At 41.6% G+C, this 25,129-nt stretch carries 19 protein-coding genes; 8 read left to right on the top strand and 11 right to left on the bottom strand.

The annotated features are described in order from the left end of the window. Nucleotides 1-2: 2 nt before the first annotated feature. The 6 genes from truD to AACQ83_RS08065 all read left to right on the top strand — a co-directional run bounded on the left by truD (nt 3) and on the right by AACQ83_RS08065 (nt 5,256). Nucleotides 3-1,052 carry a tRNA pseudouridine(13) synthase TruD gene (gene truD, locus AACQ83_RS08090; protein ID WP_112877124.1) on the top strand — a complete coding sequence of 350 codons (1,050 nt, stop codon included), beginning with the start codon at nt 3-5 and terminating at the stop codon, nt 1,050-1,052. Further along, entirely contained in the window at nt 1,030-1,794 is a 765-nt protein-coding gene (gene surE, locus AACQ83_RS08085; RefSeq protein WP_112877123.1) for a 5'/3'-nucleotidase SurE, read from the top strand. The genes truD and surE overlap by 23 nt, the downstream gene beginning before the upstream one ends. Beyond that, the gene (locus AACQ83_RS08080; RefSeq protein WP_112877122.1) at nt 1,788-2,414 is read left to right on the top strand and encodes a protein-L-isoaspartate(D-aspartate) O-methyltransferase; all 627 of its coding nucleotides are present in this window, start codon (nt 1,788-1,790) and stop codon (nt 2,412-2,414) included. Before surE ends, AACQ83_RS08080 begins: the two co-directional genes overlap by 7 nt. Nucleotides 2,415-2,583: 169 nt before the next feature. Then, a complete protein-coding gene (gene nlpD / locus AACQ83_RS08075; RefSeq protein ID WP_192881000.1) occupies nt 2,584-3,561 on the top strand; it encodes a murein hydrolase activator NlpD in 978 nt (325 codons plus the stop codon). 51 nt (nt 3,562-3,612) lie between these two features. Then, entirely contained in the window at nt 3,613-4,611 is a 999-nt protein-coding gene (gene rpoS, locus AACQ83_RS08070) for an RNA polymerase sigma factor RpoS (protein ID WP_112877120.1), read from the top strand. 399 nt (nt 4,612-5,010) lie between these two features. After that, nucleotides 5,011-5,256: a HigA family addiction module antitoxin gene (locus tag AACQ83_RS08065; RefSeq protein WP_112877119.1), complete on the top strand. Its 246-nt coding sequence runs from the start codon at nt 5,011-5,013 to the stop codon at nt 5,254-5,256. 535 nt (nt 5,257-5,791) lie between these two features. Here AACQ83_RS08065 and AACQ83_RS08060 read toward each other — a convergent pair. From AACQ83_RS08060 to AACQ83_RS08010, 11 genes are all read right to left on the bottom strand, one after another. After that, nucleotides 5,792-6,535 (bottom strand): hypothetical protein, encoded by a 744-nt coding sequence (locus AACQ83_RS08060; protein ID WP_112877118.1) that lies wholly within the window; start codon nt 6,533-6,535, stop codon nt 5,792-5,794. Between the two features lie 387 nt (nt 6,536-6,922). Further along, the gene (miaE, locus tag AACQ83_RS08055) at nt 6,923-7,684 is read right to left on the bottom strand and encodes a tRNA isopentenyl-2-thiomethyl-A-37 hydroxylase MiaE (RefSeq protein WP_112877117.1); all 762 of its coding nucleotides are present in this window, start codon (nt 7,682-7,684) and stop codon (nt 6,923-6,925) included. Between the two features lie 4 nt (nt 7,685-7,688). Beyond that, the gene (gene mutS / locus AACQ83_RS08050; protein ID WP_112877116.1) at nt 7,689-10,244 is read right to left on the bottom strand and encodes a DNA mismatch repair protein MutS; all 2,556 of its coding nucleotides are present in this window, start codon (nt 10,242-10,244) and stop codon (nt 7,689-7,691) included. Nucleotides 10,245-10,789: 545 nt separating this feature from the next. Continuing rightward, a complete protein-coding gene (locus tag AACQ83_RS08045; RefSeq protein WP_112877115.1) occupies nt 10,790-11,245 on the bottom strand; it encodes a type II toxin-antitoxin system PemK/MazF family toxin in 456 nt (151 codons plus the stop codon). Between the two features lie 801 nt (nt 11,246-12,046). Further along, nucleotides 12,047-13,177, bottom strand: a complete 1,131-nt coding sequence (locus tag AACQ83_RS08040; RefSeq protein WP_112877114.1) for a hypothetical protein — start codon at nt 13,175-13,177, stop codon at nt 12,047-12,049. 644 nt (nt 13,178-13,821) lie between these two features. Continuing rightward, complete coding sequence (locus AACQ83_RS08035) at nt 13,822-14,937, bottom strand: DUF346 domain-containing protein (RefSeq protein WP_112877113.1); 1,116 nt, start codon at nt 14,935-14,937, stop codon at nt 13,822-13,824. Between the two features lie 469 nt (nt 14,938-15,406). Next, on the bottom strand, nt 15,407-16,525 hold the full coding sequence (locus tag AACQ83_RS08030; RefSeq protein ID WP_112877112.1) for a hypothetical protein: 1,119 nt from the start codon (nt 16,523-16,525) through the stop codon (nt 15,407-15,409). 457 nt (nt 16,526-16,982) lie between these two features. Then, nucleotides 16,983-17,393, bottom strand: coding sequence for a hypothetical protein (locus AACQ83_RS08025; RefSeq protein ID WP_112877111.1), 411 nt, complete (start codon nt 17,391-17,393; stop codon nt 16,983-16,985). 513 nt (nt 17,394-17,906) lie between these two features. Then, a complete protein-coding gene (locus AACQ83_RS08020) occupies nt 17,907-20,510 on the bottom strand; it encodes a TonB-dependent receptor (protein ID WP_112877110.1) in 2,604 nt (867 codons plus the stop codon). Nucleotides 20,511-20,574: 64 nt separating this feature from the next. Further along, nucleotides 20,575-21,615, bottom strand: a complete 1,041-nt coding sequence (locus AACQ83_RS08015; RefSeq protein ID WP_112877109.1) for a FecR domain-containing protein — start codon at nt 21,613-21,615, stop codon at nt 20,575-20,577. Further along, nucleotides 21,594-22,103, bottom strand: coding sequence for a sigma-70 family RNA polymerase sigma factor (locus AACQ83_RS08010; protein ID WP_112877108.1), 510 nt, complete (start codon nt 22,101-22,103; stop codon nt 21,594-21,596). Before AACQ83_RS08010 ends, AACQ83_RS08015 begins: the two co-directional genes overlap by 22 nt. A 720-nt stretch (nt 22,104-22,823) precedes the next feature. On the opposite strand from AACQ83_RS08010, the gene AACQ83_RS08005 reads away from it, so the two are divergent. Both AACQ83_RS08005 and AACQ83_RS08000 read left to right on the top strand, forming a co-directional pair. Further along, nucleotides 22,824-23,855 (top strand): hypothetical protein, encoded by a 1,032-nt coding sequence (locus AACQ83_RS08005; protein ID WP_112877107.1) that lies wholly within the window; start codon nt 22,824-22,826, stop codon nt 23,853-23,855. A 631-nt stretch (nt 23,856-24,486) separates the two neighbouring features. Continuing rightward, nucleotides 24,487-25,041 (top strand): dihydrofolate reductase family protein, encoded by a 555-nt coding sequence (locus tag AACQ83_RS08000; protein WP_112877106.1) that lies wholly within the window; start codon nt 24,487-24,489, stop codon nt 25,039-25,041. Nucleotides 25,042-25,129 lie beyond the last annotated feature (88 nt).

Genomic DNA, 25,129 nt, shown 5'->3' with positions numbered 1-25,129 from the left:
TGATGGTATTGGCTGAATTAAATTGGCTGTATGGACAACCAGAAGCGACGGGGAGACTAAAAGCCTCGCCGGAAGATTTTATTGTCTGTGAAGATTTAGGGTTTTCTCCTGATGGAGAAGGTGAGCACTTAATGGTGCATATTCGTAAAACGGGTTGTAATACTCAATTTGTTGCAGATAACCTCGCTCGTTTCGCTGGTATACCGTCTAGATCGGTCAGCTATGCTGGTTTAAAAGACCGTAATGCAGTGGCAGAACAGTGGTTTTGTTTGCACTTACCGGGCAAACAGGATCCTGATTTTGCCTCGTTTCAGCTTGAGGGATGTGAAGTTCTGACGACAGCCCGTCAGAAACGTAAATTGCGCATTGGCGCATTGAAAGGAAACTCATTTACACTTATTTTGCGGGAAATCAGTCATCACCAATTGGTTGAAAACAGGCTACAGTTGATTCAGCAAAGTGGTGTGCCTAACTATTTCGGTGAACAGCGTTTTGGTCGGGATGGGCAGAATCTGATTCAAGCGCAGCGTTGGGCAAATAATGAAATCCGAGTAAAAGAGAGAAATAAGCGCAGTTTTTATCTATCAGCTAGTCGTAGTGCTATGTTTAATGCGGTAGCCAGTGCGCGGGTTGCTCTGAAACAGCAACAACAGGTAATGAAGGGTGACGCCCTACAATTAACAGGGCGTGGTAGCTGGTTTGTTGCTGATGAAGCTGAATTGCCTTTATTGCAACAGCGGGTGAGCGATGGAGAATTACAAATAACCGCACCGCTGCCTGGTGACGGTGAATTGGGAACACAGCACCAAGCTGTGGATTTTGAACGGCAATATTTGCAGCCTTATGAATCGTTGTGGGAACTTATCAAGCGTGAAAGGGTGGAGGGTTCTCGTAGGGCGATTCTGGTGCAGCCTCAGAATCTGAGTTGGCAATGGCAAGATAATGACACGGTAAAAATCAGTTTCTGGTTGCCTGCTGGCAGTTTTGCTACCAGTGTGGTCAGGGAAATAATCAATCAGGATCAAAATAATGTTACGAATATTGTTGAGTAATGATGATGGTGTGACCGCTCCAGGGATTCAGGCTTTGGCGGCTGCATTGCGTGAAAGTTATCATGTGCAGGTTGTTGCTCCTGATCGTAATCGGAGTGGTGCATCTAATGCATTGACCCTTGATCGTTCATTAAGTGTTAATACGCTGGAGAATGGTGATATTTCGGTATTGGGCGGCACACCAACAGATTGTGTTTATCTCGGTGTTAATCGGCTGGTTCTTCCGCGCCCTGAAATTGTTGTTTCTGGTATTAATCGTGGCCCTAACCTTGGGGATGATGTGATTTATTCCGGTACGGTTGCGGCTGCGATGGAAGGCCGTCATCTGGGGTTGCCGGCATTGGCTATTTCACTTGATGGCGAATTGCATTATGAAACAGCGACAGAAATCACATGTCGTTTGTTACAAATGCTACAAACAACGCCTTTGAGAGCGGGTAATATTTTAAATGTGAATGTTCCTGATCTGCCACTTGAGCACATTAAAGGTTTTCGGGTGACACGTTGTGGTAGCCGTCATGCCGCGGAAGAAGTTTATTCTATGCAAGATCCGAAAGGTAACATGCTTTACTGGTTGGGGCCACCGGGAGATAAATATGATGCTGGCCCTGAAACAGATTTTGCGGCGGTGGAACAGGGATATGTATCTATTACGCCATTACAGGTAGATCTGACTGCGTATAAAGCGCAGGCGTTAGTAAGAGATTGGTTAGCTAAAGCTGAGGTTGATGGAGAATGCTGAGTCGGGCAATGAAAAATTTGCTGACACAATTACGCCAGCAGGGAATAGATGATGAACGTTTACTGGCCGCCATTTCTGCCGTGCCTAGAGAACGTTTTGTCGATGAAGCACTGGCACATAAAGCGTATGAAAATACGGCCTTGCCTATTGGTTATGGGCAAACGATTTCTCAGCCTTATATTGTTGCCCGTATGACTGAGCTGCTTCAGTTAACACCGGATGCTAAGGTTTTGGAAATTGGTACCGGCTCTGGTTATCAGACAGCAATATTAGCGCATTTGGTCAAACATGTTTTCTCGGTAGAACGGATCAAGGGCTTACAGTGGCAGGCTAAACGGAGATTGAAACAGCTTGATTTGCATAATGTTTCAACCCGTCATGGGGATGGTTGGCAAGGATGGCCGTCGCGTGGGTTATTTGATGCTATTATTGTGACCGCTGCGCCTCCGTATATCCCACAAGAATTGATGCTTCAGCTTGCTGATGGTGGTGTGATGGTTTTGCCCGTTGGCGAGCATACACAAATTCTTAAATCCATGAAACGTCATGGCAATGGTTTTCATAGTGAAGTGATCGAAGCTGTGCGCTTTGTGCCCCTTGTGCAAGGGGAACTGGCTTAAATTCATAGTCTATTGCAACTATTTTTCAATTAATGGTTATATTTGCTTTAATAAGCGAAATTATTTTCGTTTCGAGATTTTTGTGGTTATGTATAACCTTTAAGAATTATTAATTTTTACGCTTATCTTTGCCGTTATGGGGGAAGGAAATATGAATTTGGGAAGCCCAATGAAAAAAATACAGCGGATTGTAACGTGTTTATTGATGGGAGTCTGGTTAGTAGGTTGTACAAATACACCAACTCGTCCTGCACCTATCACTAGTATTGATCAAAAACAAAGCAGCGGGAGTCGTTATCCGGTAATATCTTCCGGCCATGCTGCTGTATCTACGCCAATGCCATCTTCACCTTCGTCGATGAGTGAGGCTGATAGCAATTTGCAGGGGAAAATCGTTTATAGCCGTGATTATGACAGTATTCCTAAAGGTAGCTATAACGGCAGTACTTATACAGTCAGGCATGGTGATACTCTGTTTTATATTGCTTGGATCACAGGTAGTGATTTTCGTGATCTTGCAAGCAAAAATAATATTTCAGAACCTTACAGTTTGACGGTGGGGCAGACTTTGAGGACCGGTAGTAGCGGGATGTTAACCACTTATAACCATAATCAAATTCAAACAACCCTGGTTGATTCTCAATCAACTAATGCGTATCCTGCAAATTCTGGGAAGCAAAAGAGTGTAAAAATGTTGCCACGGGCAACTACATCAACAGTAAACGATACGTATTTAGAGTCACCGACGACAACCGCAAGCAGTGGAAACAGGGCTGTCAGCAGTTGGATGTGGCCGGCTGAAGGTAAAGTGATTGAGAGTTTCTCTGATGCCCAAGGGGGTAACAAAGGGATTGATATTGCAGGTAGCAGGGGCCAGTCAGTATTTGCAACAGCAGGTGGTCGAGTTGTCTACGCCGGAAATGCCTTACGTGGATATGGAAATCTGATAATTATAAAACATAACGATGACTACCTGAGTGCCTATGCTCATAACGATACAATGCTGGTTCGTGAGCAACAGGACATCAAGGCAGGGCAAAAAATTGCCGCTATGGGTAGCACGGGTACCAGCTCTGTAAGATTACACTTTGAAATTCGTTACAAGGGAAAATCCGTAAACCCGCTGCGTTATCTTCCGCAGCGATAAACTGGGCAGAGTGCTGAATTCTGCCTGCATTATCATGGGTAGGGGCAGCTTATGAGCCAAAATACGCTGAAAGTTAACGAGTTGTATGATGATGCGGATTTAGATGAAAGTGGTATTGAAGCTGACGACTTCGATGAGAAATTATTGAAGAACAATGAGGGTGATCTAACTGATTTTGAGAATGATTTAGATGTATTGCAGGGCATGAGCCAGCGGGTTCTTGATGCAACACAGCTTTATCTCGGCGAGATTGGTTTTTCTCCTTTGCTGACGGCGGAAGAAGAGGTTTTTTTCGCAAGGCGGGCATTACGTGGTGATGTTCTGGCCCGCCAGAGAATGATCGAAAGTAACTTGCGATTGGTTGTCAAAATTTCCCGCCGTTACAGTAACAGAGGCTTAGCTCTTCTTGATTTAATTGAAGAAGGTAATCTTGGCCTTATCCGTGCTGTTGAAAAATTTGACCCGGAGCGCGGGTTCAGGTTTTCTACCTATGCAACATGGTGGATTCGGCAAACCATTGAACGGGCGATTATGAATCAAACCCGTACTATTCGGTTGCCAATCCATATTGTTAAAGAGCTCAACGTCTACTTGCGTACAGCAAGAGAACTTGCCCATAAATTGGATCATGAACCTAGCCCGGAAGAGATAGCAGAGCAACTGGATAAACCGGTTGATGACGTAAGCCGTATGTTGCGATTGAATGAACGTATCATTTCGGTTGATACCCCTATTAGCAGTGATTCTGATAAAGCGCTATTGGATGTTTTATCGGATGAGAATGAAAGTGGGCCGGAGGGAACAACACAGGAAGACGATATGAAAAAGAGTATCGTCAAATGGTTGTTTGAGTTGAATTCGAAGCAACGTGAAGTATTAGCGCGTCGTTTTGGTCTTTTGGGATATGAGGCTGAAACGCTGGAAGATGTGGGCAAAGAGATCGGTTTGACAAGGGAAAGAGTGCGTCAGATCCAAGTCGAAGGTTTGCGACGTCTGAAAGATATTATGCAAACTCAAGGTTTGAATATTGAAGCGTTATTCCGTACTTAATTGTTGAATAGTTTGGCTACTTGGGTTCTGAAGAACTGTTGTCCCTGTTTTTGCATTGTTGATGCTTGGTATTATCAGGTTCTTCAGTACTCTGTAGAATGACTCTAATTGTCTGGGATGATGATAATAAATTTCAATCAAAGATTTTTGATACTTAAATTGCAGTGATGTGATGAACGCCCCTTTTTTTAACTTCTTTCCTAATTCGCTTTTTCGGGAAGTTGTGTGGCGGTGATATCTATATATACCCAATGGATTTCAAGATGCATCGCGACGGCAAGGGAACGAATCCCCGGGAGCATAGATAACGATGTGACCGGGGTGAGTGAGTGCAGCCAACAAAGAGGCAACTTGAAAGATGACGGGTATATTATGAACGATGAGGATTACCACTAATTAATGGCTATGATGTATAACCCCCCGCATCCCGGAATATTGGTCAAAGAGGCTATGGAGACTCTGAATTTGAGTGTTAGAGGTCTGGCTAAGACGCTGGGTGTAACGCCATCAACTGTGCAACGCTTGGTTGTTGGCAAGTCTGATGTTTCGCCAGAAATGGCACTGAAATTGTCTGTTGTTATTGGCAGCTCACTTCAAGTTTGGATGGGGATGCAGATAGACTATGATTTATGGCAGGCAAAATAGCATATCGATGTGTCTCACCTTCATCGATTGCAAATAGCTTGCTCTCCTCGATATTCCACATTCGATTAGTGGCAGTTCAGAGAAGGGGAGAATCCAGTCTAAGGGGTTACCGGCCAATTTGAGGTTGCCCTTCTTGAATCTAAACGATACGCCAATAAAATTAATCGAAAATAACTGATATTTGTGGCACAAGTCACTATTTTGATTACTATATAAACTTAATGGTTTTAAAAAAGCTATTATTTTTAATAAAATTGGCTGTATAATTAAAGAAGGATTTTTCAATAAAGGATGTGGAATGATATTTTTGTTATCACGACTAATTGATACCATTGTTTTTTTTCTATTATCTATAACGGTTAGTTATTTTTTTATTTTAGATAAAAACGTAAGGAAAACACTAATATCATCGGTGGCAAGCATTATTATTTTTATTTTAGTTAATATTTTTTCTCCGATGCTACTTTACTGTTTTCTAAATCTATCTGAGTTCCTATATTATGTCGTGCATTAAATGCACGACAGTAAATACCCGTTATTTTTTATCAATTAGAGGTTTGATTTTATTATCATATACATTTTTATCGATATTGAAATTTACGGGCTCTTTCCATGCTCCTGTTATATCAAATGGGGTTCCATTGGGATTAAGATCCTTTTTAACCAAATTGAAAGTATCATATGGATCTGTAAATTTATCATAAAGTTTGTAATTTATTACCCCAGATAAATTATATTTATTTCCTCTAGGTTCTACTCTAACATCCGTTAATTTTCCACTGACCTTAGCGCCACCTATAGCCCATAATGGGTCATTAAAATGTCTGGATTCAGTGCCAAAATCGTACGCATTATTAAAATGAGTTCGATCACCGTTTTGAATCTGTGAGATAAAACGCGATTGAATACTGGTACCATCCGTTCTTTTAAAAGCACCGGGTGTTTTTATCAAATTGCTAATTTTGTTTTGTACACCTATTTTAGAAAGAGTTATTTCCTGACCTGAATCTCCTCTATAATGATTAAACAGACCAATTGAACTCATGCTTGTGTCGTTTTCTATTGTTTCATGATTAAAATTACTATAATAATGAGAAAAACGTTGTACGCTTATTTTTTTTATCTTAAGCATATCATCTTTAAAATATGCCTCCACAATTTCGTTCATACTGTCTCTCATATGCTTCATTTTATTGTGGATAGGGCATTCCTTGTCTCCGCATGCCGGACAAAGATTTTTTTCTAACACTTTCATAAAGTCAACATCTTTTTTTGGCATATTATTTCCTTAATAAATGTAAATCTATGTTACTAGGTATATATAGCATTATTTAATAAATGAAGTTATATCAAAACTTATATGTTTATTATGTTTAAATATGTAGCTTTATCGATATGAAATTATTTTACATTTCATATAGGAGTATTAGAATGGCATGTATAGTTATTAGTACAATTGGATAGAATAAATTAATAAAAAACTCACCATTTAAGTCTGGCTATTTTTATGGCGTACAATAGCGTATCCGTGGGAAATCAAATTGATCTAATGGGGAAACGGGATCAGAACATTATTAAAAAGGAAAAACAAACCTCGTTATTTTAAACGAGGTTTATCATCGGTGTGAAAGGTGAATATAAGCTCACCTTTCAATTTACACTCAGTTCAAATTACAGGGACGCCGCTATGGAATTTAAAATCGCTATCTGGATTTTGAATTAATTCAGCTTCAACACGGCCAAAATAGTTCACCCGCTCGGTAATATCTTCATTAGCAATAGATTGCGCTAGTGAAAGATAGTCCTGGTAATGACGCACTTCAGAGCGCAACAGCGAGATATAAAATTTACTCAGATCTTCATCCAGATGAGGAGCGAGTTTGGCGAAACGTTCACAAGAACGCGCTTCAATGTAAGCGCCTATAATCAGCTTATCTACCAGTGTATAAGGTTCATGGTTGGTAATGTGACTAAGCATGCCTTTAGCATAACGGCTGGCAGAGATGCTTTCATAGCTGATATTGCGCTCATCCATGATCTCCAGCACCTGATAGAAGTGATGTAACTCTTCTTTAATCAGCAATACCATTTTATCAATCAGATCCTGGCTATAGGGTGAATTAGCTTTGGCGGTGATCTGTTTGGTCGCTTGGTTTTGACCTTTTAGTGAATTGAGATCGCCAATCTTCTTGTAAGCAAAATCTTCATAAGGTTTAAACCATGCCAGAAGTGTATCTTCACTTCGCTGATCTACGGCATACTTGCGGATCAAAAACATAGCGCTCTGTGCTGCTTTCAGTTCGCATAATAGATGATCCCGTAAAAGCACAGGTAAATTTTCAGGCTGTTTTGCTCTATCTACCCACAAATCCGGGGTTTCACATTGCAAAAAATGGTATATCGGTTGTAAGAGGCTTTTGTCAAACATGTTCTTACACCATATCTTTTAGCCGATAAATCCATTCCAATGCTTGACGCGGAGTCAGTGAGTCTGGATTGAGATTTTCCAATGCTTCAATCGCCGGTGATGTCTCTTCTGTTAGTAGTGCAAGTTGTGGTGTATCGACATGACTTGCTGTTGCATGGTTGGATAGCGATTCCAGCTCTTTAAGTTTCTGGCGAGCTCGTTTAATCACTTCACGTGGAACGCCAGCGAGAGAAGCAACTGCTAACCCGTAACTCTTACTGGCTGCACCCTCTTGCACGCTGTGCATAAATGCGATGGTATCTCCATGCTCTACCGCATCGAGATGAATATTAACCACGCCTTCAAGTTTTTCCGGCAACGTGGTCAGCTCAAAATAGTGAGTAGCAAACAGAGTCATTGCTTTAATGCGGTTTGCCAGATTTTCTGCACATGCCCATGCCAGAGAAAGGCCATCGTAGGTTGATGTCCCTCTGCCAATCTCATCCATCAATACCAAACTTTGTTCTGTCGCATTGTGCAAGATATTGGCGGTTTCGGTCATTTCCACCATGAAGGTTGAACGGCCGGATGCCAGATCATCGGAAGCACCTACACGGGTGAATATACGATCAACCGGGCCGATGACCGCTTTTTCAGCCGGTACAAAGCTACCGATATAGGCCAGAAGTGTAATAAGTGCCGCCTGACGCATATAGGTACTTTTACCGCCCATATTTGGACCGGTAATAATCAGCAGACGCCGCTGTGAAGATAAAGAGAGTGGGTTTGAGATAAATGGTTCACTCAGAACTTGCTCAACAACCGGATGACGACCACCGGTGATTTGAATTCCCGGTTTATCGCTCAATGTTGGGCAAACATAATTCAGGGTTTCAGCGCGTTCTGCCAGATTTGCCAATACATCAAGTTCAGCCAGTGCTTCGGCGCTGGTTTGTAATTTGGCCAAATGAGGCAGCAGCAGATCGAATAATTCTTCGTAAAGCGCTTTCTCTATTGCCAGAGATTTCCCTTTAGAGGTCAGAACCTTATCTTCATATTCTTTTAGCTCGGGGATGATATAACGCTCAGCATTTTTCAGTGTCTGGCGGCGGACATAGTGAATTGGCACCAGATGGCTCTGCCCTCGGCTGACTTGAATATAGTAGCCATGAACACCATTAAAGCCGACTTTCAGAGTATCAAGACCCAGCTTTTCTCGTTCACGGATTTCCAGTTGTTCCAGATAGTTACTGGCGCCATCAGCCAGTGTGCGCCACTCATCCAGTTCACTGTTATAACCCGGAGCGATTACGCCACCATCCCGAACTAATACCGGAGGTGTTTCTACAATCGCTTTTTCAAGCAATTCCTGTAATTCATCAAACCTGCCGATATTTTTCTGCAATTGCTTGATATAAGGGGAATCTGAGGAGTCCATAACTTGATGGATATCCGGTAATTGCTGGAATGCATGACGCATTCTTGCCAGATCCCTTGGCCGAGCAGAGCGTAGAGCCAAGCGTGCTAGCACACGTTCGAGATCACCTATCTGTAGCAAAAATGGCTGCAACTCCAAGCCAATTTCCTGCAAGGTAGCAATAGCTTGTTGGCGATTTTCTAATATCTGGCGGTCCCTGACAGGCGCATGCAACCAGCGTTTCAACATTCGGCTACCCATTGGGGTAACACACAGATCAAGAACAGAAGCGAGAGTATTATCTGTACTGCCAGACAGATTTTGTGTCAGTTCCAGATTACGACGGGTTGCGGCATCCATAATAACCGTATCTTGCTGACGTTCCATCGTAATGCCACGGATATGCGGCAGCGCCGTGCGTTGAGTATCTTTGACATATTGCAACAGGCAACCCGCGGCACGCAGAGCAAGTGCTGCTTTTTCCACACCAAAACCGACGAGATCACGGGTACCAAATTGCAGGTTCAATTGCTGTTTTGCGGTATCCAGCTCAAATTCCCATAAAGGGCGGCGGCGCAGGCCATGAAAATTTTCAATCAGCGCCATATGCTCAAAACTTTCAGGATAGAGTAATTCGACAGGACGGCTACGTTGCAATTCAGCGGCTATCGTTTCCAGCTCTGCCATTTCAGATATTTGGAAGCGGCCAGATGTCACGTCTAGTGTGGCATAACCAAATCCTTGATTATCGTGCCAAATAGCCGCCAGCAGATTATCTTGCCGTTCCTGTAATAACGCTTCATCTGTCACGGTACCTGGAGTAACGATGCGAACGACTTTACGTTCAACCGGGCCTTTGCTGGTGGCAGGATCGCCAATTTGCTCACAGATAGCGACTGATTCACCTAATTGAACCAGCTTAGCTAAATAGTTTTCTACTGCATGATGTGGCACGCCTGCCATAGGGATAGGATTGCCGGCGGATTGACCTCGTTTGGTCAGGGAAATATCCAGCAATTTTGCAGCCTTTTTGGCATCGTCATAAAACAGCTCATAGAAATCTCCCATTCTATAAAACAGCAGGATATCAGGATGCTGTGCTTTAAGACGGAGATATTGTTGCATCATGGGCGTGTGGGTGTCGAAGGTTTCTGTATTAATCATGCAGTGGTCTTAGTTAAGTTTGTGAATCAATTCTTTCGTTATGGTATCGCACCAAGCTTTAAACTTACACAAGTAAAATCTGGAAGCAATTCGCAAATTTAGCTGTAATTTTGGTCTGGTTAAATTGGCTTTGTGTGGAAGATGATAAAGCTGCGTTGCTGAAGTGGTTGAAAGAATTTTCCAATGTTGACTAGTTTTTGCTTTCTAATGCTATAGCCGTAATTGCCTTGTTGGTAAAGAATTTCCTCGGTGATGATAGTGAGATTGTTGAGTTCGGTATTGATGTCGCCGCCGCCAGTATGACCAATGTAAAATCTGAGCAAGTGTCTCATTAGTTTTTGTCATCAACTTTGCCAGCAGCCTAAGCTTTTATGTACTAAACGCTTTTTTATGGAAATTCTTTGTTGAAGTTATGGAATGCTAAAACGGCAGAAGCCTAGCAATTCAATTAGCTAGGCTTCGCAGGTCCCTTAAAGGGGATAAATATTTTGGGCCTCTATGGGCAACAGCTATATTGTCAGCGATCTTACTGGAAAAATCAAGTATCATGATTTCGATAACAATTGACTTGCATTTATGGATTTAATTATTGCTAATTGAATTTTAGTGACAATTTCTCTGGGTAAAATTTGATTTAAATAACCTCTATCAGTTCTTGGCCTTTGTAGCCGTTGCCGGCTGACTTGTTGCACAAGATCCGCTTTTGCCCAACGTGTTATTTGTTCAAAATATTTCATATTTTCAATAACGTTTTTATCAATTACAACGTGCATTCCACGTTGTAATTTATTTTGATCACATTTGCTTGATATAGGAACAACTATACAGGCATTGCCATCTATTTTACCGTTTATAATAACAACAAGCCGATTTTTTACCATTTCAGGTGGTATATGACCATCATAGAAATTAGTTATTATTTTTCCTTCTTTATTTTTTGGGTAATTCCCATAGTCACATTCCAATATTTCACCCACTTTGGGACTGAAATTTATAGGCATTTGGTATTCCTCTATGTAAGGTGATAAATTCTACTATGACTTAATGATTTTTACTAAGGGCTTATTTCAATAGGATTATATAATGGAAATCAACCATTCTCATTGATGTAAAATAAAAACGGTTGATTACTACAAATTGTGATGTATATCATATTTTAAATATGGATGAAATTTGCTGTATTTGTTAGTAGTACTATTACAGCCGTAAAAATCCGAAATCCGTGTTTTTTTGATGTCCGTGACGCAGAAAAATAGCATGGTTTGCAGCTTTCCTATGAGTGTTTCTTCTGTTGAAAAAAGGAAATATGGCTGTAGTATTCTAGAGAAAGTGCTGACTGAGTGGCTGGATTAGTTTGTAACTCGTAATATACATTCATTATAAGAGTCACTATATATTGATTTATACCCTATGGATTTCAAAATGCATCGAGACGGCAAGGGAGTGAATCCCCGGGAGCATAGCAAACTATGTGACCGGGGTGAGCGAGTGCAGCCAACAAAGAGGCAACTTGAAAGATAACGGGTATATAAGCCATTGCGGTTGAATGATGAAGATTAAGTGAGACAGTAATGACGGATGAATTAATCAGTTGTAGATGTGTAGGTTAAAATATATTTTTTGCTACTTTTACAAAAATAATCGTTAAATGCTCGAATATTGATGATAAAAAAGCCCTGATACAGAATTTGGGTACAGCCCCATTATCCTCCTATCTGGCCCGGTGAATCGCAATGGATATTTTCCTTTTGCACCGGGCCAGCAGCTCATGATTATCTCGTGTGAAGCCAGCTTTTTTCTGATTACTTGATCACTGAAGCATCGATCAAGGTGATACCACCGATGAGAGCCCAGGTGGTCCACGATGATGTGGTTGATGAAGTTGTTTGCCAGAGGTGCCAGAGCGCTTTGTCAAGGCCAAGCACAAAGACCTCGATCCGACCGTCTGAATTCTTCGCTACCGTTGGGGCACTGGCGATAATACCTGTAAATGAGCTCCAGTTAGACCACGGGCCGTTATGGGAAGTTTGCCAGGTGCGCCAGAGCGTGTTATCAGCGCCGCGAGCAAAGACCTCAAGCTGGCCAGAGATATTCTTCACCGCCGCTGGGGCGCTAGTGATCACACCATCCAAACATTGCCAGTTTGACCATGAAACGGAATCAGAACCGATCTGTGAAATGTGCCGGAGTGTGCTATCGGCACCGCGAGCAAAGACTTCGAGCCGACCATCGCAGTTGTCGATGACCACTGGGTCGCTAGTGATTACACTTTTTAGTGACTGCCAATTTGACCATTGATCAGTGTGAGCAGCCGTTTGCCAAATGTGCCAAAGGGCATTATCGGCACCGCGAGCAAAGACTTCAATCCGACCATCGGCGTTGAGATGTGCAGCCGGGTTACTCGTGAGCGTGCCGCCCAGAGATTTCCAGTTTGACCACGAATTGGTATGGGCTGCGGTTTGCCAGATGTGCCATAGCGCGTTATCCGTGCCGCGAGCAAAGACTTCAAGTCGGCCGTCAGAGTTGAGACATACCTCAGGGTTGCTGGTTATACCTCCATACAGCGGCTGCCAGCTTGACCAAGTATTGGTATCAGCGGCGGTCTGCCAGTTGTGCCAGAGTGCATTATCCGTACCACGTACGAATACTTCCAATCGACCGTCCGAATTACGATGAACGGCAGGTTTGCTGGTTACTACTCCGTTAAACTTGTTCCAGCCGGCCCAAGAGGAGTTTGGGAGCGGTGCTGTTTGCCAATTGTGCCACACTGCGCTGTCAGTGCTTACACCGAAAACCTCAAGTCGATTATCGGCATTGTTTGCTACTGAGACAATTCCAGATAACGCTATCGCAGAGTTCTCGATTTCTACCTCACCTGCAACATATGCTTCGGTATTATTTGGATTTGGCATTTTAATAGGTTCTTTTTTCATATGTATATTCTCTTTAAAAATAATTTTTCGGATTCATAAAATAATCATTTAATGAGAGAGGTATTCTGATTTATATATTGATTTTTTGACTAGTCTCCTATGTAATTTTATTAATAAAATAAAGGGTAGATGTTTTTGTTTTGTTAGTTATTGACTTGTAAAATGTTAATTAAATATAGTCTCACATTATGTGATTACATATTGTTTTGCACGAAATTATTTAAGTGGAATAAATTTAAAATAAACTGTTTTTCATTTTAAAGTCCCCGCTGTTTTCTATTTTAAATATATTTGTTTAATGTTTTTTTAAATATTTTATTGAATCATTATTAAAGCACAAAATTCATAATCTGGCTATTGAGAAACGTAGATCCTGATTTAATCATGTACCTAAAAGAGGTTATTCTGTTTGAAGTTGTTTTCCAGGCATATTCGACTAATAGTCTGTTTCAGATAGACAAAATATCTCCTTGTCATCAACGATAATATGCCAACTCGAATCGATGCCAGGTTTGTGTATCGAATATGAGATTTTTACCGGCAAATTAGGTACCACTGGCCCGATGAAGCACAGTGAATATTTTCCTTAACGTATCGGGCCAGAAGGTGACGTTCGTCTTGTGCAAAGCTGGATTCATTCCAGATTATTTGATTGCTGAAGCGTCGATTAAGCTGCCTTTGAGGGATACCCAAGCGGACCACGATGGTGTGGCTTGCCAGATGTTCCAGAGTGCGTTATCGGTGCCACGCGCAAAAACTTCAAGCCGACCATCGGCGTCTTCCACTGCCGTTGGCGCGCTGGTGATCGTGCCATTTAACGTGGCCCAGTTAGACCACGGACCGGAATGGGAAACCGTTTGCCAGATGTGGTAGAGCGCATTATTGGTGCCGCGTGCAAAAACTTCAAGCCGGCCATCGGAGTTCTTCACCACCGCAGGAGCACTGGTGATCACGCCATTCAACGAAGCCCAGTTGGACCACGGGCCGCCATGGGGAATGGTTTGCCAGATGTGGTAGAGTGCGTTATTGGAGCCGCGCGCAAAGACTTCAAGCCGGCCATCAGCGGTGCCGATGACGACAGGATCGCTAGTGATTATACCACCGAGTGAATCCCAACCTGACCACTGATTGGAATCAGGAGCGGTTTGCCAGATGTGCCAGAGTGCGTTATCGGTACCACGCGCAAAGACTTCAAGCCGGCCGTCGGAGTTGATATGAACCGCCGGGTTGCTGGTGATCACGCCGTTCAAAGATTGCCAGCTCGACCACGGACCGGAATGAGCGGCAGTTTGTGAGATGTGCCAAAGTGCATTATCGGTGCCGCGTGCAAAGACGTCGAGCCGGCCATCGGTGTTGACATATACCGCGGGGTTACTAGTAATTGTACCCCCTAAAGATTGCCAGTTTGACCAACCGGCATTGGCGGCGGTTTGCCAGATATGCCAGAGCGCATTATCGGTGCCGCGTGCGAATACCTCTAGCCTACCGTCTGTATTGATATAAACGACAGGTTTGCTGGTTACGTTTCCGCTAAGTGAGATCCAGCCGGACCAGGAAGAGCCTGAGTGTGGTGCCGTTTGTCTGTTGTGCCACACGGCATTGTCAGTGCCCACACCAAAAACTTCGAGCCGTCCATCGGAGGTGTTTACTACTGAGACAATTTCAGACAACGCGATTGGTGCGTTTTCGATTTCTATCTCATTTGCAGCAAGTGACTCGGCATTATCTGGCTTTGGTATATTAATAGGTTCTTCTTGCATATATATCCTCGTTAAAAATAATTCTTTAGATTCACTAAATAGTCATTTAATAAGCAAGATGTTTAATTCTGTGAATCAATATTCTCACTTTTACTCTTTATTCTTTGAAGAAATAATTAATGCTTTATTTGATGTTGATTGATGGTCCGTGAAGTATTAAGTGGGTGAGATGCTACATTATAAAACCTAGTGTGTTTATATATATTTTTACATACTGTCATTCAAAAATAATAAATTATAAATAAATTATTTCTCTGTTTTAAGGTTTCATTTTACTTATATTTGAAAAATATATTTTTATCATAAATAACGGGAGCGAACTTGAGCGAATACCCGGTTTGTGTGTCGAATATTGGGTTAATTTCAGCAAATAAGGTACTACTGGCCCGATGCAGTACTGTGAATGTTCTCCTTTAATGCATCAAGCCAGAAAGTTATGCGTGTCTTGTGTGAAGCTAATCTTTCCAGATTATTTAATGGCTGAAACGTCGATTAAGTTGCCGCCGAGGGATGCCCAGCTAGACCATGACGATGATGTAGTTTGCTGAATATGCCAGAGAGCGTTATCGGAACCGCGTGCAAAAACCTCAAGCCGGCCATCGGCATTCTTCGCCACCGCAGGAGCACTGGTAATCACACCAGACAATGAGGCCCACTCAGACCATGCACCAGATGCTGCCGTTTGCCAGATATGCCAGAGAGCGTTATCGGGGCCACGTGCAAAGACCTCAAGCCGACCGTCGGCGTTGATGTGTACCGCAGGGTCGCTGGTGATGACACCAGACAGTGAGCGCCAGTTTGTCCAACCAGCATTAGGAGCAACTTGCCAGATATGCCAGAGAGCATTATCGGAGCCGCGTGCAAAAACCTCAAGCCGACCATCAGCGTTGGCGATCACTACTGGATTGCTCGTTATCACGCCGCTCAGTGACTGCCAGTTTGTCCAGGGATAGGCATGAGAAGTCGTTTGCTTGATGTACCAGAGAGAGTAATCGTTGCTGCGCGCAAAGACCTCAAGCAGACCACTGGCGTTGATATATACCGCGGGATCACTGGTAAGCACGCCATTTAGTGACTGCCAATTAGACCACGGACCGGCATGGGGAGCGGTTTGCCAGATGCGCCAGAGAGTGTTATCGGAACTGCGTGCAAAGACCTCAAGTCGGCCATCGGAGTTGACATATACCACTGGGTTGCTGGTGATCTGACCACCTAAAGATTGCCAGCCTGACCAACCGGCGCTGGGTGCGGTCTGCCAATTATGCCATAGCGCATTATCTGTGCCACGCACGAATATTTCCAATCTGCCGTCTGAGTTAATGTGAACGGCGGGTTTGCTAGTTGCTATTTCAGTTAGCGAGTGCCAGCCGGACCAGGAAGATCTGGTGTTTGGTCCCGTTTGCCAGTTGTGCCATACAGCATTGTCGGTGCCTATACCGAAAACCTCAAGTCGACCATCCGCGTTGTTTGCCGCCGAGATAATTCCGGGTAACGCCGTCCAAGAAATTTCATGGGATGTTTCTATTTCTTTTGCGACAGATAACTTGGTATTATCTGGAGTTGATGTATTAATAGATTCTTTTTTCATAATATATATCCTCTTTAAGCAATATATTTAATATTTACATTAATATTCTTGCTTGTGTTTTTTTATTAGGGAAAGACATGATGAATATTTTTATTTGATGATGATTTCTGATCTGTGAAATATTGGGTAAATGTGATGTTACATTATAAAATCCCATACGTTTATATATATTTTTACATACAGCGATTCAAAAATAATAAATTATAAATGAATTGTTTTGCTGTTTTAAAGTTTCACTGTTCTTGTGTTTGAAAATATATCTTTGTCATAGCTATTTTAATTTTATTCAAAGCATCTGATAACCAATCGGTTATTCTGTTAGAGATTGCTTTCCAGACATATTCAATTAAGAATCTATTTTGGGTACTACTGGCCCGATGCAGCGCAGTGAATGTTCTCTTTAATGCATTGGGCCAGAAAATGACGTATGTATTGTGCGAATCTAGCTCCTTTCAGATTATTTTATAGCTGAGGCGTCGATTAAGGTTCCCCCTAGGGATGTCCAATTAGACCACTGATTGGAATGGGGGACAGTTTGCCAGATGTGGTGGAGTCCATTACCGTTATCGCGCACAAAAACATCAAGTCGGCCATCAGCGTTCTTCGTGACATCTGGGGCGCTGGTGAGTCCGCCACTTAATAAGGCCCAGCCTGACCATGAACCGGAATGAGTGTCAGTTTGCCAGATGTGGTAGAGTGAAAGTTCTTTGTTGGCGCCGCGTGCAAAGACTTCAAGCCGACCATCAGAGGTGTTCGTTACTGAGACAATTCCAGATACCGCGATGGTAGGGTTTTCGATTTCTACTTTGTCCGTAACAGATAACTCAGTATTATCTGGATTTGATGTTTTAATCGGCTCTTTTTTCATATGTATATCCTTGTTAAAAATAATTTTTTAGATTAACCAAATAGTCATTTAATAATTAATGTCTTAATTCTTTAAAATTAATCTTTTCATTTATGTTCTTATTTCTTCTTAAAAAATAATGAATAATGTTTTATTTGAAGTTAACTTATGATAATTAAGTCATCGATAAGATATGATTGTATATTATAAATCTCTATAGGCTGATATATATTTTTACATACAATCATTTAAAAACAATTAATTACATGTAAACTATTTCATTATTTTAAAGTTTCATTTAATTTCTATTTTAAATATGCTTTTAAAGTTGTTTTAATTTCATTAAAAATATCTGATGGCATATTATATTTATGTGAAAGTTTAAACCAGTGCCGAGCTTTAATTTTGGAGGTTGTATTAACTCCAGAGAAATAAGAGGAAATAATGTATATTGATATGTTGCTTTCACCCTAATTACGTTCTTTTGCCAGAAAGTGGCATATCATGGATATGCCACCAGTTTAACGAATGAATTTAAAAATAAGTTGTGATACCGGCACGAAACGTTCTTCCCGGTGAAGGGATATAACCGAGGCTAAGAGGCTGGATATAATATTTGTCGAACACATTATCCACACCAAACTCAAATTCGACATGCTTATTTATGCGAGCAGTCAGAGAGATATCGGCCACAGTTGCAGGCCGCCAGATAATGGGCGCCAACAGAGGAGCAGAACCGCGTCCTGGTTTTCCTGCTGGCACAGATCGTTGACCATAATGGGAAATTCTGGCGTTGGCAGATACATTGTCATTTAAGAATCGCTGTGTCAGATCGAGTGATACCGCATATTTAGGAGGAATGTGATTAGTCGCATAATCTGAAGGGAGGCTACGTGCGATGCACCCGTCATTTTCCGTACAGAATTTGACTTTTGTGTAGTAATTCATCGATAAACGCGCATCAAAGTGATCACCATGGTAAACACTCGCCAATTCCAATCCGGCAAATTTTGCTTCTTTAATATTACTGATGTACATACTCCAGTAATCATCCATCCATGAGCGGCTGATATAGTCCTTTATCCGATTATCAAAGTAGGACATTGCGATATCGAAGCTATCATTTTGAGCAATAACATTCTGGAAGCGTGATGTCAGCCCGACTTCGATATTTTTTGAAATTTCAGGTTTTATATGGTCGTCAACACTCATCATATAGCCACGAATACCTTCAACCATTGATGGAAAACGTGGGGCATAGGTATATTTGGCATGTAATGCTGTTTCATGATTAAGTTCAAGCTTAGTGCCTACCCAATAGCCGTGAGCGTGATCTCGCTTGTTGTTTATTTTCCCAGAGGTGAGCTGTGGTAACCAAGAGCTACCCGGACGAGCTGGACTGTCATCTTCGATCTGGTAGGATTTAAAATCCCATCCGCCCATTAGGGTCAGACGGTCGGCAAGCATATAGTTCCCGTTTAGGAAAAAACGGCCTTCTTTACGCTCTCCTTCCCGATTAACGGCATATTTCCATTTACCTGCGCTTGGGCCTGTGCGTTCACGAATAAAGCTGGTGCCGTAGTTTAACTCAATATCTTGCATTGAAAGCTCAAATAATGAGGTGTTACTCAAATTCATCCCTACTGTACGCATGAATTTTTTATCACCGAGGGTATTATTTGCGGTTCGAGGGCGATCGTTAACCCGTGTTTGCCATACTCCGATATCCAAATTAATCCAGGGATTTGACGCAGGTTCCCATTTATAGTTGAGGTTGTGTCTGTTCATGTTGAGTCGTGTCAGTGGCCCCTGTTCCAAGATCATAAATGTTTGGCTTAGGTTTGCCATATCCGCGACATAGGATTCTCCGTAGAGATTTTGGTAATGGCTAATGATAGCGGAGATTTCATGTCCATCGCCAAAACGAACTTTTCCTTTACCCAGTAATGACTGGCTATCTTCAGAAGTGTTAGGTACGGCATCTCCCATTGCGTACAGCGAATAACCGGCTATTTGTTCACTGAATTGTGGAATGCGGCAATCTTGTGGATCACTCTCACACAAATAGCCTGGCATGCCACGTTCCTTAGCACCCGGTCCGTGTTTGCCAGAGTGGTAATTACCTCGCTTGCGCTGAGAAGCGCCAAACAGCAATTCATAGGAAGGTTCGGCTATCGCGAAAACAATACTCCCGTTGCGATTCTTTGCGTCGAAAAGAGAGGTTTTTGATGGGGAAGCCCAATCATTGCGTTGATAATCGTCAGGATTGGAGTGGTTGTTCAACAGACTTCCTTTCAGGCGCACTCCTACCTTTTGTCCATCGAGGAGGATATCACTGGCTTCAATGGTTTTTATCTCCACCGTTCCCCCAATGGCACCCATACCGCCTTTTCCTGTCGGGCCTTTACTAATATCTACCCGGCCGATGAAATCGGGATCAATAAAGGAACGGTTGGAGACACCTTGATAGCCGCGGTATAGCGCGGTCTGGTTAGATGCACCATCAACGGTAGTTAGGACTCGGCCTTGTCCTTGCAAGCCCCGGATATTCACATCCAGGCTGCCTGAACTGCGTGCTTCGCCGGATAATACCCCCGGTGTTGTTTTGAAAATATCAACGGGGTGGATCACGCCGAATTTTTCAATATCTTTGCCTTTGATGGTAGTACTGTCGAATCGCAATGGTTCATTACCTGAATACCCGCGATTGCCTGCTACCGTAAGGGGGTTTAGTACGATTACACCCTTGTTGGTCATATTCTTTGTCATTTTTACCAGCGTATAACTGCCATCGGTATGTTGGGACAGTTGTAAATGGCTGCCTGTGAGCAGTTGTACTAAACCTTGATGAGCACTGAAACTGCCGTTTAATGACGGTGCTGTTAGCCCGTTGGTTAAATTTGGATCGAAAGAGAGCGCCGTACCGGTTTGCGCCGCAAAGTGGGACAAAGAATTACCTAATGAACCTGGCGGAATATGAACAGAATAGAGTGTATCTGCTGGTGTGGTAGCGTAAAGGGGGCGTGCCGGTAGCAGTATTAATGGCAATAACAGTGTGGCTAAAGACTTTTTCTGCCAACGTGGTTGTGAATCTCGGCAGTCAACATGATATGGCATAGTAAATTCTTGATATGACATAGTAAGTTCTCCATAACTTTTTAAACTTCTTTTATTTCTATGCCGTATGAGATTGAAAAAAGTGTCAGTAAAAATGATTATTTTTATTAACTGGGTGAGGTGAGTAGAGGATAATCCAATAGCGGGTCAGGCTGCGCATTGAGAGCGGATAAGTTTGTAATAGCATATGCAGCGCCAGATCCGTATCCCGTATGGGAAAAGCACCAGAAACCCGCAGATTAGCGACTGCATCATCACAACGGATGACACCGGAACGATAGCGATTCAGCTCAGTAACCACTGCTGCCAGCGGCAAGTTATCAGCTACCATCATGCCCTGTAACCAGCTTAGGGATGCTGTTGAACGGGGATGTTGTGGGGCAACGGCAAATTGAGTGAAATGAGTTGCCTCTCCGGCATGCAATATGTGTGGCAAACCGTTATCTGGCGTAATGCGAACCGCTCCTTCTACTATTTCCACCTGAGTGTGTGAGGCTTGTTGGCGGACGCTGAATTTTGTGCCCAATGCCACAATAACGCCTTGCTTAGTTTGTACCTTAAATGGGCGAGCCGGATAGCGACTATCTTTATAAGTTTCGATATAGATTTCCCCTAGCTTTAGACCAATAAGCCGTTGGGTATCGTCATAATGAACATCTGTTGAGCTTTGAGTATTTAAAGTCACTTGACTGTTATCCGGTAATGACCAGCACTGAATTTGCCCGGTTGCAGTGTGATAATCGCCGGTGAGAAGCTGAAATTGCTCAGAGTGCCAGAAGAGCGATGATGCGCCAGCCGGTATTAACAACATGAGTGTAAGCTTTCTGATGGCTTCTCGACGAGAAAGGGGCTGTTTGTTGTTTAACAGAGGTGAGGCGATATGCGGTGGTAAATGGTGTAACCGTGCTAACAGACATTGTGCCCGTTCCCAGGCTTGAGCATGTTCTGGACTTTGTGCACACCAGGCAGCGCAGGCATTCCGATCAGCTTCGCTGGCATGACTATCATGCAAAACGGTCAACCATTCTGCGGCTTCGGCAAGTATCGTTTCAGAAGGTGTACTTGATGAAGAAGATGTGTCGGTGGAAGCCATACCAATCCCTCTTATGCCATCGCTATCAGACATTGATAAAAGCCTTGTTTCATATAACGTTTTACTGTGGACAGCGAAATATTCATCTGATTTGCAATATCTTCATACTTCATCCCTTCTATCTGGGAAAGTAAAAAGACAGTTTGCACTGGCGCGGGGAGTTGACTAAGCATAATGTCAATTTCCTGAAGTGTTTCGAGGATGATAAGTTTTTGCTCTGGTGCGGGAATAAGCGGTTCAGGCAGACTGACGAGTAAGTCCAGATAAGATTGTTCAAGTGAGCGGCGGCGATACCAGTTAACCATCAACCCCTTGGCAATAGTGACGATGTAGGCACGAGGTTCATTGAGTGGTTGTGGTAAAGGTGAACGAAGTAACTTAACAAAAGTATCTTGGGTCAGGTCTGCGGCAGTTTCATCGCAGTTAAGACGATGCTTAAGCCAACGAAATAGCCAATCATGATTGTGGATGTACATGCACTGGATCTGTTGAGTGTCAGAAACATTAACGGTCATTTTCATGTTATGCTATCAATGTAAATGCAAATCATTATCATTTTTGTATGTTACAGGTAATTGCTTTCCGTTACCAATAACTTTCCGTTACCAATAAATAGTGGATGCGAAGCGGCTGATCAAATGCATTTTTATTTACTATAAAGCAAATTAATGAATTAATTTGTAGTTTTGATTGTGATTGACAGGGATAAATTATAAGTGCCTTAAACAGAGATCGAGAATTTAAACTAAACATTCCTTTATAGTGCTATAGAATATGAGTAGTACTTCAAGGCAATTAAGATGATGATTAAGGCGTTAATAACGTATATTTTAAGGTTAAATCAATGGAGAAACTGATTCTTATTTATGGCCTAATTGATTTGATCTCTTGTTCATCCTCTATTGAGTTTTACTGTTAGTAGAGTGTTTAAGGTATTGAGAATATCTGAATTGTTATTTTTTTAATAGTTTCAAATTGAATTTAATATTAAAAATATTTTCACAAGGGAAAATTTTAAATCATTTTAGATTTAGGGGTAAGGTAATATGATGTTGGAGTTATTGATGAGTGCCTAATATATCATGTAATTATCTTTTAATATTGATGTAATGTAGGAGGTTGGAATAATAAATTTGACGTTCAAAAATAGCAAAATTCAGATATATAGCTATAATAGATGATTATATATACGATCATTACAGTGGTTAATATATTAAAAGCTTAAATGAACGAGGGATAAGATGGAAGGTACTTTAATTATTTGTATTGATTCGATTCTGAGATTTCGTTCAGATTACGATACGACAATAGCTGTACCGATGTTATCAGTCCAGGAACAGTTAGGGAAAAATGATCCGTTATTTTTCCTGAAATATTTCAGAAATAAGGTCCTAATAGAAAAAGGAGTGACAATATCAAATATATTTCTCGCGATAGAACCGTGGCAGGCTATGCTAAGCACTTGGTTGGAAATTGATATTGCTGCTTATATTGCAGAGATTAGAAAGCCTTCGCAAGAAGAACCGATATTTGATTGGATCAGTATTCAAAGAATCACATCGGTTCATCGGGTATATCAGCGAAAAGATATGAAAGATAATGAAAAACTGTCTGAATATTTTAATCGTGAACATACGCCAACAAAATATTTTAATATTGAATCAGTTTGTATGGCATCGGGTTATAGAAAAGGCGATAAAGAACATTACAGTATCAGTGAATATATCCATGAAATTAAAAATATCCCAGTTATTGCCAGTGACAGACAAATATTAATTGGCTATGATGATAATAATACGGATATTTTGAATAATAAATGTTTTGGTATATATGATAATAGAAATATCAAATATATACAGGGAACAACCTCGTTTGCGTTTTATGAATTGATGGAAGCTATTTTTAATGATGGTTTATTCTACAATTCACCACAAACAGCTTGCCATAGCTTAGAGATGATAAAGGAGATGTTAGAAATTATAGATCGCGGAAATATGAATCACGAAAAGGATAATAAAGGGTGTATTAATCAACAAGAAAATAATAGTAGAAATATTAATGGAGGTAATGATGATGGAGAATTAAATGTTGAATTTTATGATAGTGCTTTTGATCCACTGATAGAGCATATAGAAACAGAGAGGGAGTATTGGAATTATATAAAATTATTATGTCATTCGCATGGTCATTTGCCAGTAAGAATTGGCACGATTAATGAAGCTAAAGTTCCTGAATATCGCTTCTATAACAATATTATAGATGATGAAAGTTAGCTTTTATGGATGAGCTATGTTTCATCATCAAGTGTTAAAGTGCTAATAGATATTATCTTTTTGTATCTGGTCTTATTTTATTGGCTAAGTTGTTTGTTTTACTTTTTATTTTAATTTCTTGGGTTTTTCATATCTGTAACTAAGTGATATTGAATGATGGAATTTAGGTTTTAGGGTATGGAAGCAATGTTTTAGTGTTTTACTTTTTCATGTATTGTGTTGGAGAAAATATGAAGTAACGGAAGTGAATATGTGTGGTAATATATATCTTATAAAGTATAATTTCTTAGAAAATACGCGTTATCTTTTGACGGAAGTTTGAAAATATTTTAACTATACCCTATGGATTTCAAGTTGCAGCGCGGCGGCAAGTGAACGCATCCCCAGGAGCATAGATAACTATGTGACTGGGGTAAGTGAAAGCAGCCAACAAAGCAGCAATTTGAAGGATGAAGGGTATATACCCTATGGATTTCAAGATGCATCGCGACGGCAAGGGAGCGAATCCCCGGGAGCATAGATAACGATGTGACCGGGGTGAGTGAGTGCAGCCAACAACTTGAAAGATAACGGGTATATCATCAATCCGGGTGTATAGCGTTTTAACATCGTGTTTAATAGGAAGGTAATAATGCCGAAATTAATTTATTACGTCGCTGCGACAATAGATGGTTATATTGCTAATAAAAACAATGAACTGGATTGGTTGTATGAGTTTATGCTTGGGGATGATGCAACACCTTATGATGATTTTTATCGAGGTATTGGTGCTGTGATTATGGGAGCAAAAACATACGAATGGATAATGACAAATTCACCGGATGATTGGCCATACAAAAATGTTCCCGCCTTTATTCTTTCTCATAGGGCGCTGTCAACGCCTGAAGGGTTGAATATCACCATAACCAATGAAACAGTAAGAGCTATTGCTGCCAGAGCGAAGAAAGAGGCTAATGGTAAAGATGTCTGGTTAGTTGGGGGAGGTAAAACCGCTGCATATTTTGCTGAGGCTGGTGAATTACAACAAATATTCTTAACCACGATTCCGGTATTTTTAGGTGAGGGTGTTGAGGTTCTTCCTGTAAGTGAAAAAGTACATGTCATACCTAAGACGCAACGTTTCTTACGTAGCGGCGCTATTGAAAGTTTGCTGGATATAGTTGGTGCAATCTTACTCCGTAAATAAGATTACTGCCGTCATGTTCATTTGTCCTGTTTTCAGCTAAACAGGTTTAACGCTACAGTCAGATGTATTGCCCACATTAATCGCGCCA

Origin of the sequence: Photorhabdus sp. S10-54 (assembly GCF_963878145.1) — a bacterium.
GTDB lineage: Bacteria > Pseudomonadota > Gammaproteobacteria > Enterobacterales > Enterobacteriaceae > Photorhabdus > Photorhabdus kayaii.
Note: the sequence above shows the minus strand (reverse complement) of the source record. Positions and strands in the feature narration are given on the sequence as shown.

What these genes read in the sequence shown, in the direction of transcription:
- truD (WP_112877124.1), top strand. Translation starts at nt 3, where the DNA reads ATGGTATTGGCTGAATTAAATTGGCTGTATGGACAACCAGAAGCGACG.
- surE (WP_112877123.1), top strand. Translation starts at nt 1,030, where the DNA reads ATGTTACGAATATTGTTGAGTAATGATGATGGTGTGACCGCTCCAGGG.
- AACQ83_RS08080 (WP_112877122.1), top strand. Translation starts at nt 1,788, where the DNA reads ATGCTGAGTCGGGCAATGAAAAATTTGCTGACACAATTACGCCAGCAG.
- nlpD (WP_192881000.1), top strand. Translation starts at nt 2,584, where the DNA reads ATGAAAAAAATACAGCGGATTGTAACGTGTTTATTGATGGGAGTCTGG.
- rpoS (WP_112877120.1), top strand. Translation starts at nt 3,613, where the DNA reads ATGAGCCAAAATACGCTGAAAGTTAACGAGTTGTATGATGATGCGGAT.
- AACQ83_RS08065 (WP_112877119.1), top strand. Translation starts at nt 5,011, where the DNA reads ATGGCTATGATGTATAACCCCCCGCATCCCGGAATATTGGTCAAAGAG.
- AACQ83_RS08060 (WP_112877118.1), bottom strand. Translation starts at nt 6,535, where the DNA reads ATGCCAAAAAAAGATGTTGACTTTATGAAAGTGTTAGAAAAAAATCTT.
- miaE (WP_112877117.1), bottom strand. Translation starts at nt 7,684, where the DNA reads ATGTTTGACAAAAGCCTCTTACAACCGATATACCATTTTTTGCAATGT.
- mutS (WP_112877116.1), bottom strand. Translation starts at nt 10,244, where the DNA reads ATGATTAATACAGAAACCTTCGACACCCACACGCCCATGATGCAACAA.
- AACQ83_RS08045 (WP_112877115.1), bottom strand. Translation starts at nt 11,245, where the DNA reads ATGCCTATAAATTTCAGTCCCAAAGTGGGTGAAATATTGGAATGTGAC.
- AACQ83_RS08040 (WP_112877114.1), bottom strand. Translation starts at nt 13,177, where the DNA reads ATGAAAAAAGAACCTATTAAAATGCCAAATCCAAATAATACCGAAGCA.
- AACQ83_RS08035 (WP_112877113.1), bottom strand. Translation starts at nt 14,937, where the DNA reads ATGCAAGAAGAACCTATTAATATACCAAAGCCAGATAATGCCGAGTCA.
- AACQ83_RS08030 (WP_112877112.1), bottom strand. Translation starts at nt 16,525, where the DNA reads ATGAAAAAAGAATCTATTAATACATCAACTCCAGATAATACCAAGTTA.
- AACQ83_RS08025 (WP_112877111.1), bottom strand. Translation starts at nt 17,393, where the DNA reads ATGAAAAAAGAGCCGATTAAAACATCAAATCCAGATAATACTGAGTTA.
- AACQ83_RS08020 (WP_112877110.1), bottom strand. Translation starts at nt 20,510, where the DNA reads ATGTCATATCAAGAATTTACTATGCCATATCATGTTGACTGCCGAGAT.
- AACQ83_RS08015 (WP_112877109.1), bottom strand. Translation starts at nt 21,615, where the DNA reads ATGTCTGATAGCGATGGCATAAGAGGGATTGGTATGGCTTCCACCGAC.
- AACQ83_RS08010 (WP_112877108.1), bottom strand. Translation starts at nt 22,103, where the DNA reads ATGAAAATGACCGTTAATGTTTCTGACACTCAACAGATCCAGTGCATG.
- AACQ83_RS08005 (WP_112877107.1), top strand. Translation starts at nt 22,824, where the DNA reads ATGGAAGGTACTTTAATTATTTGTATTGATTCGATTCTGAGATTTCGT.
- AACQ83_RS08000 (WP_112877106.1), top strand. Translation starts at nt 24,487, where the DNA reads ATGCCGAAATTAATTTATTACGTCGCTGCGACAATAGATGGTTATATT.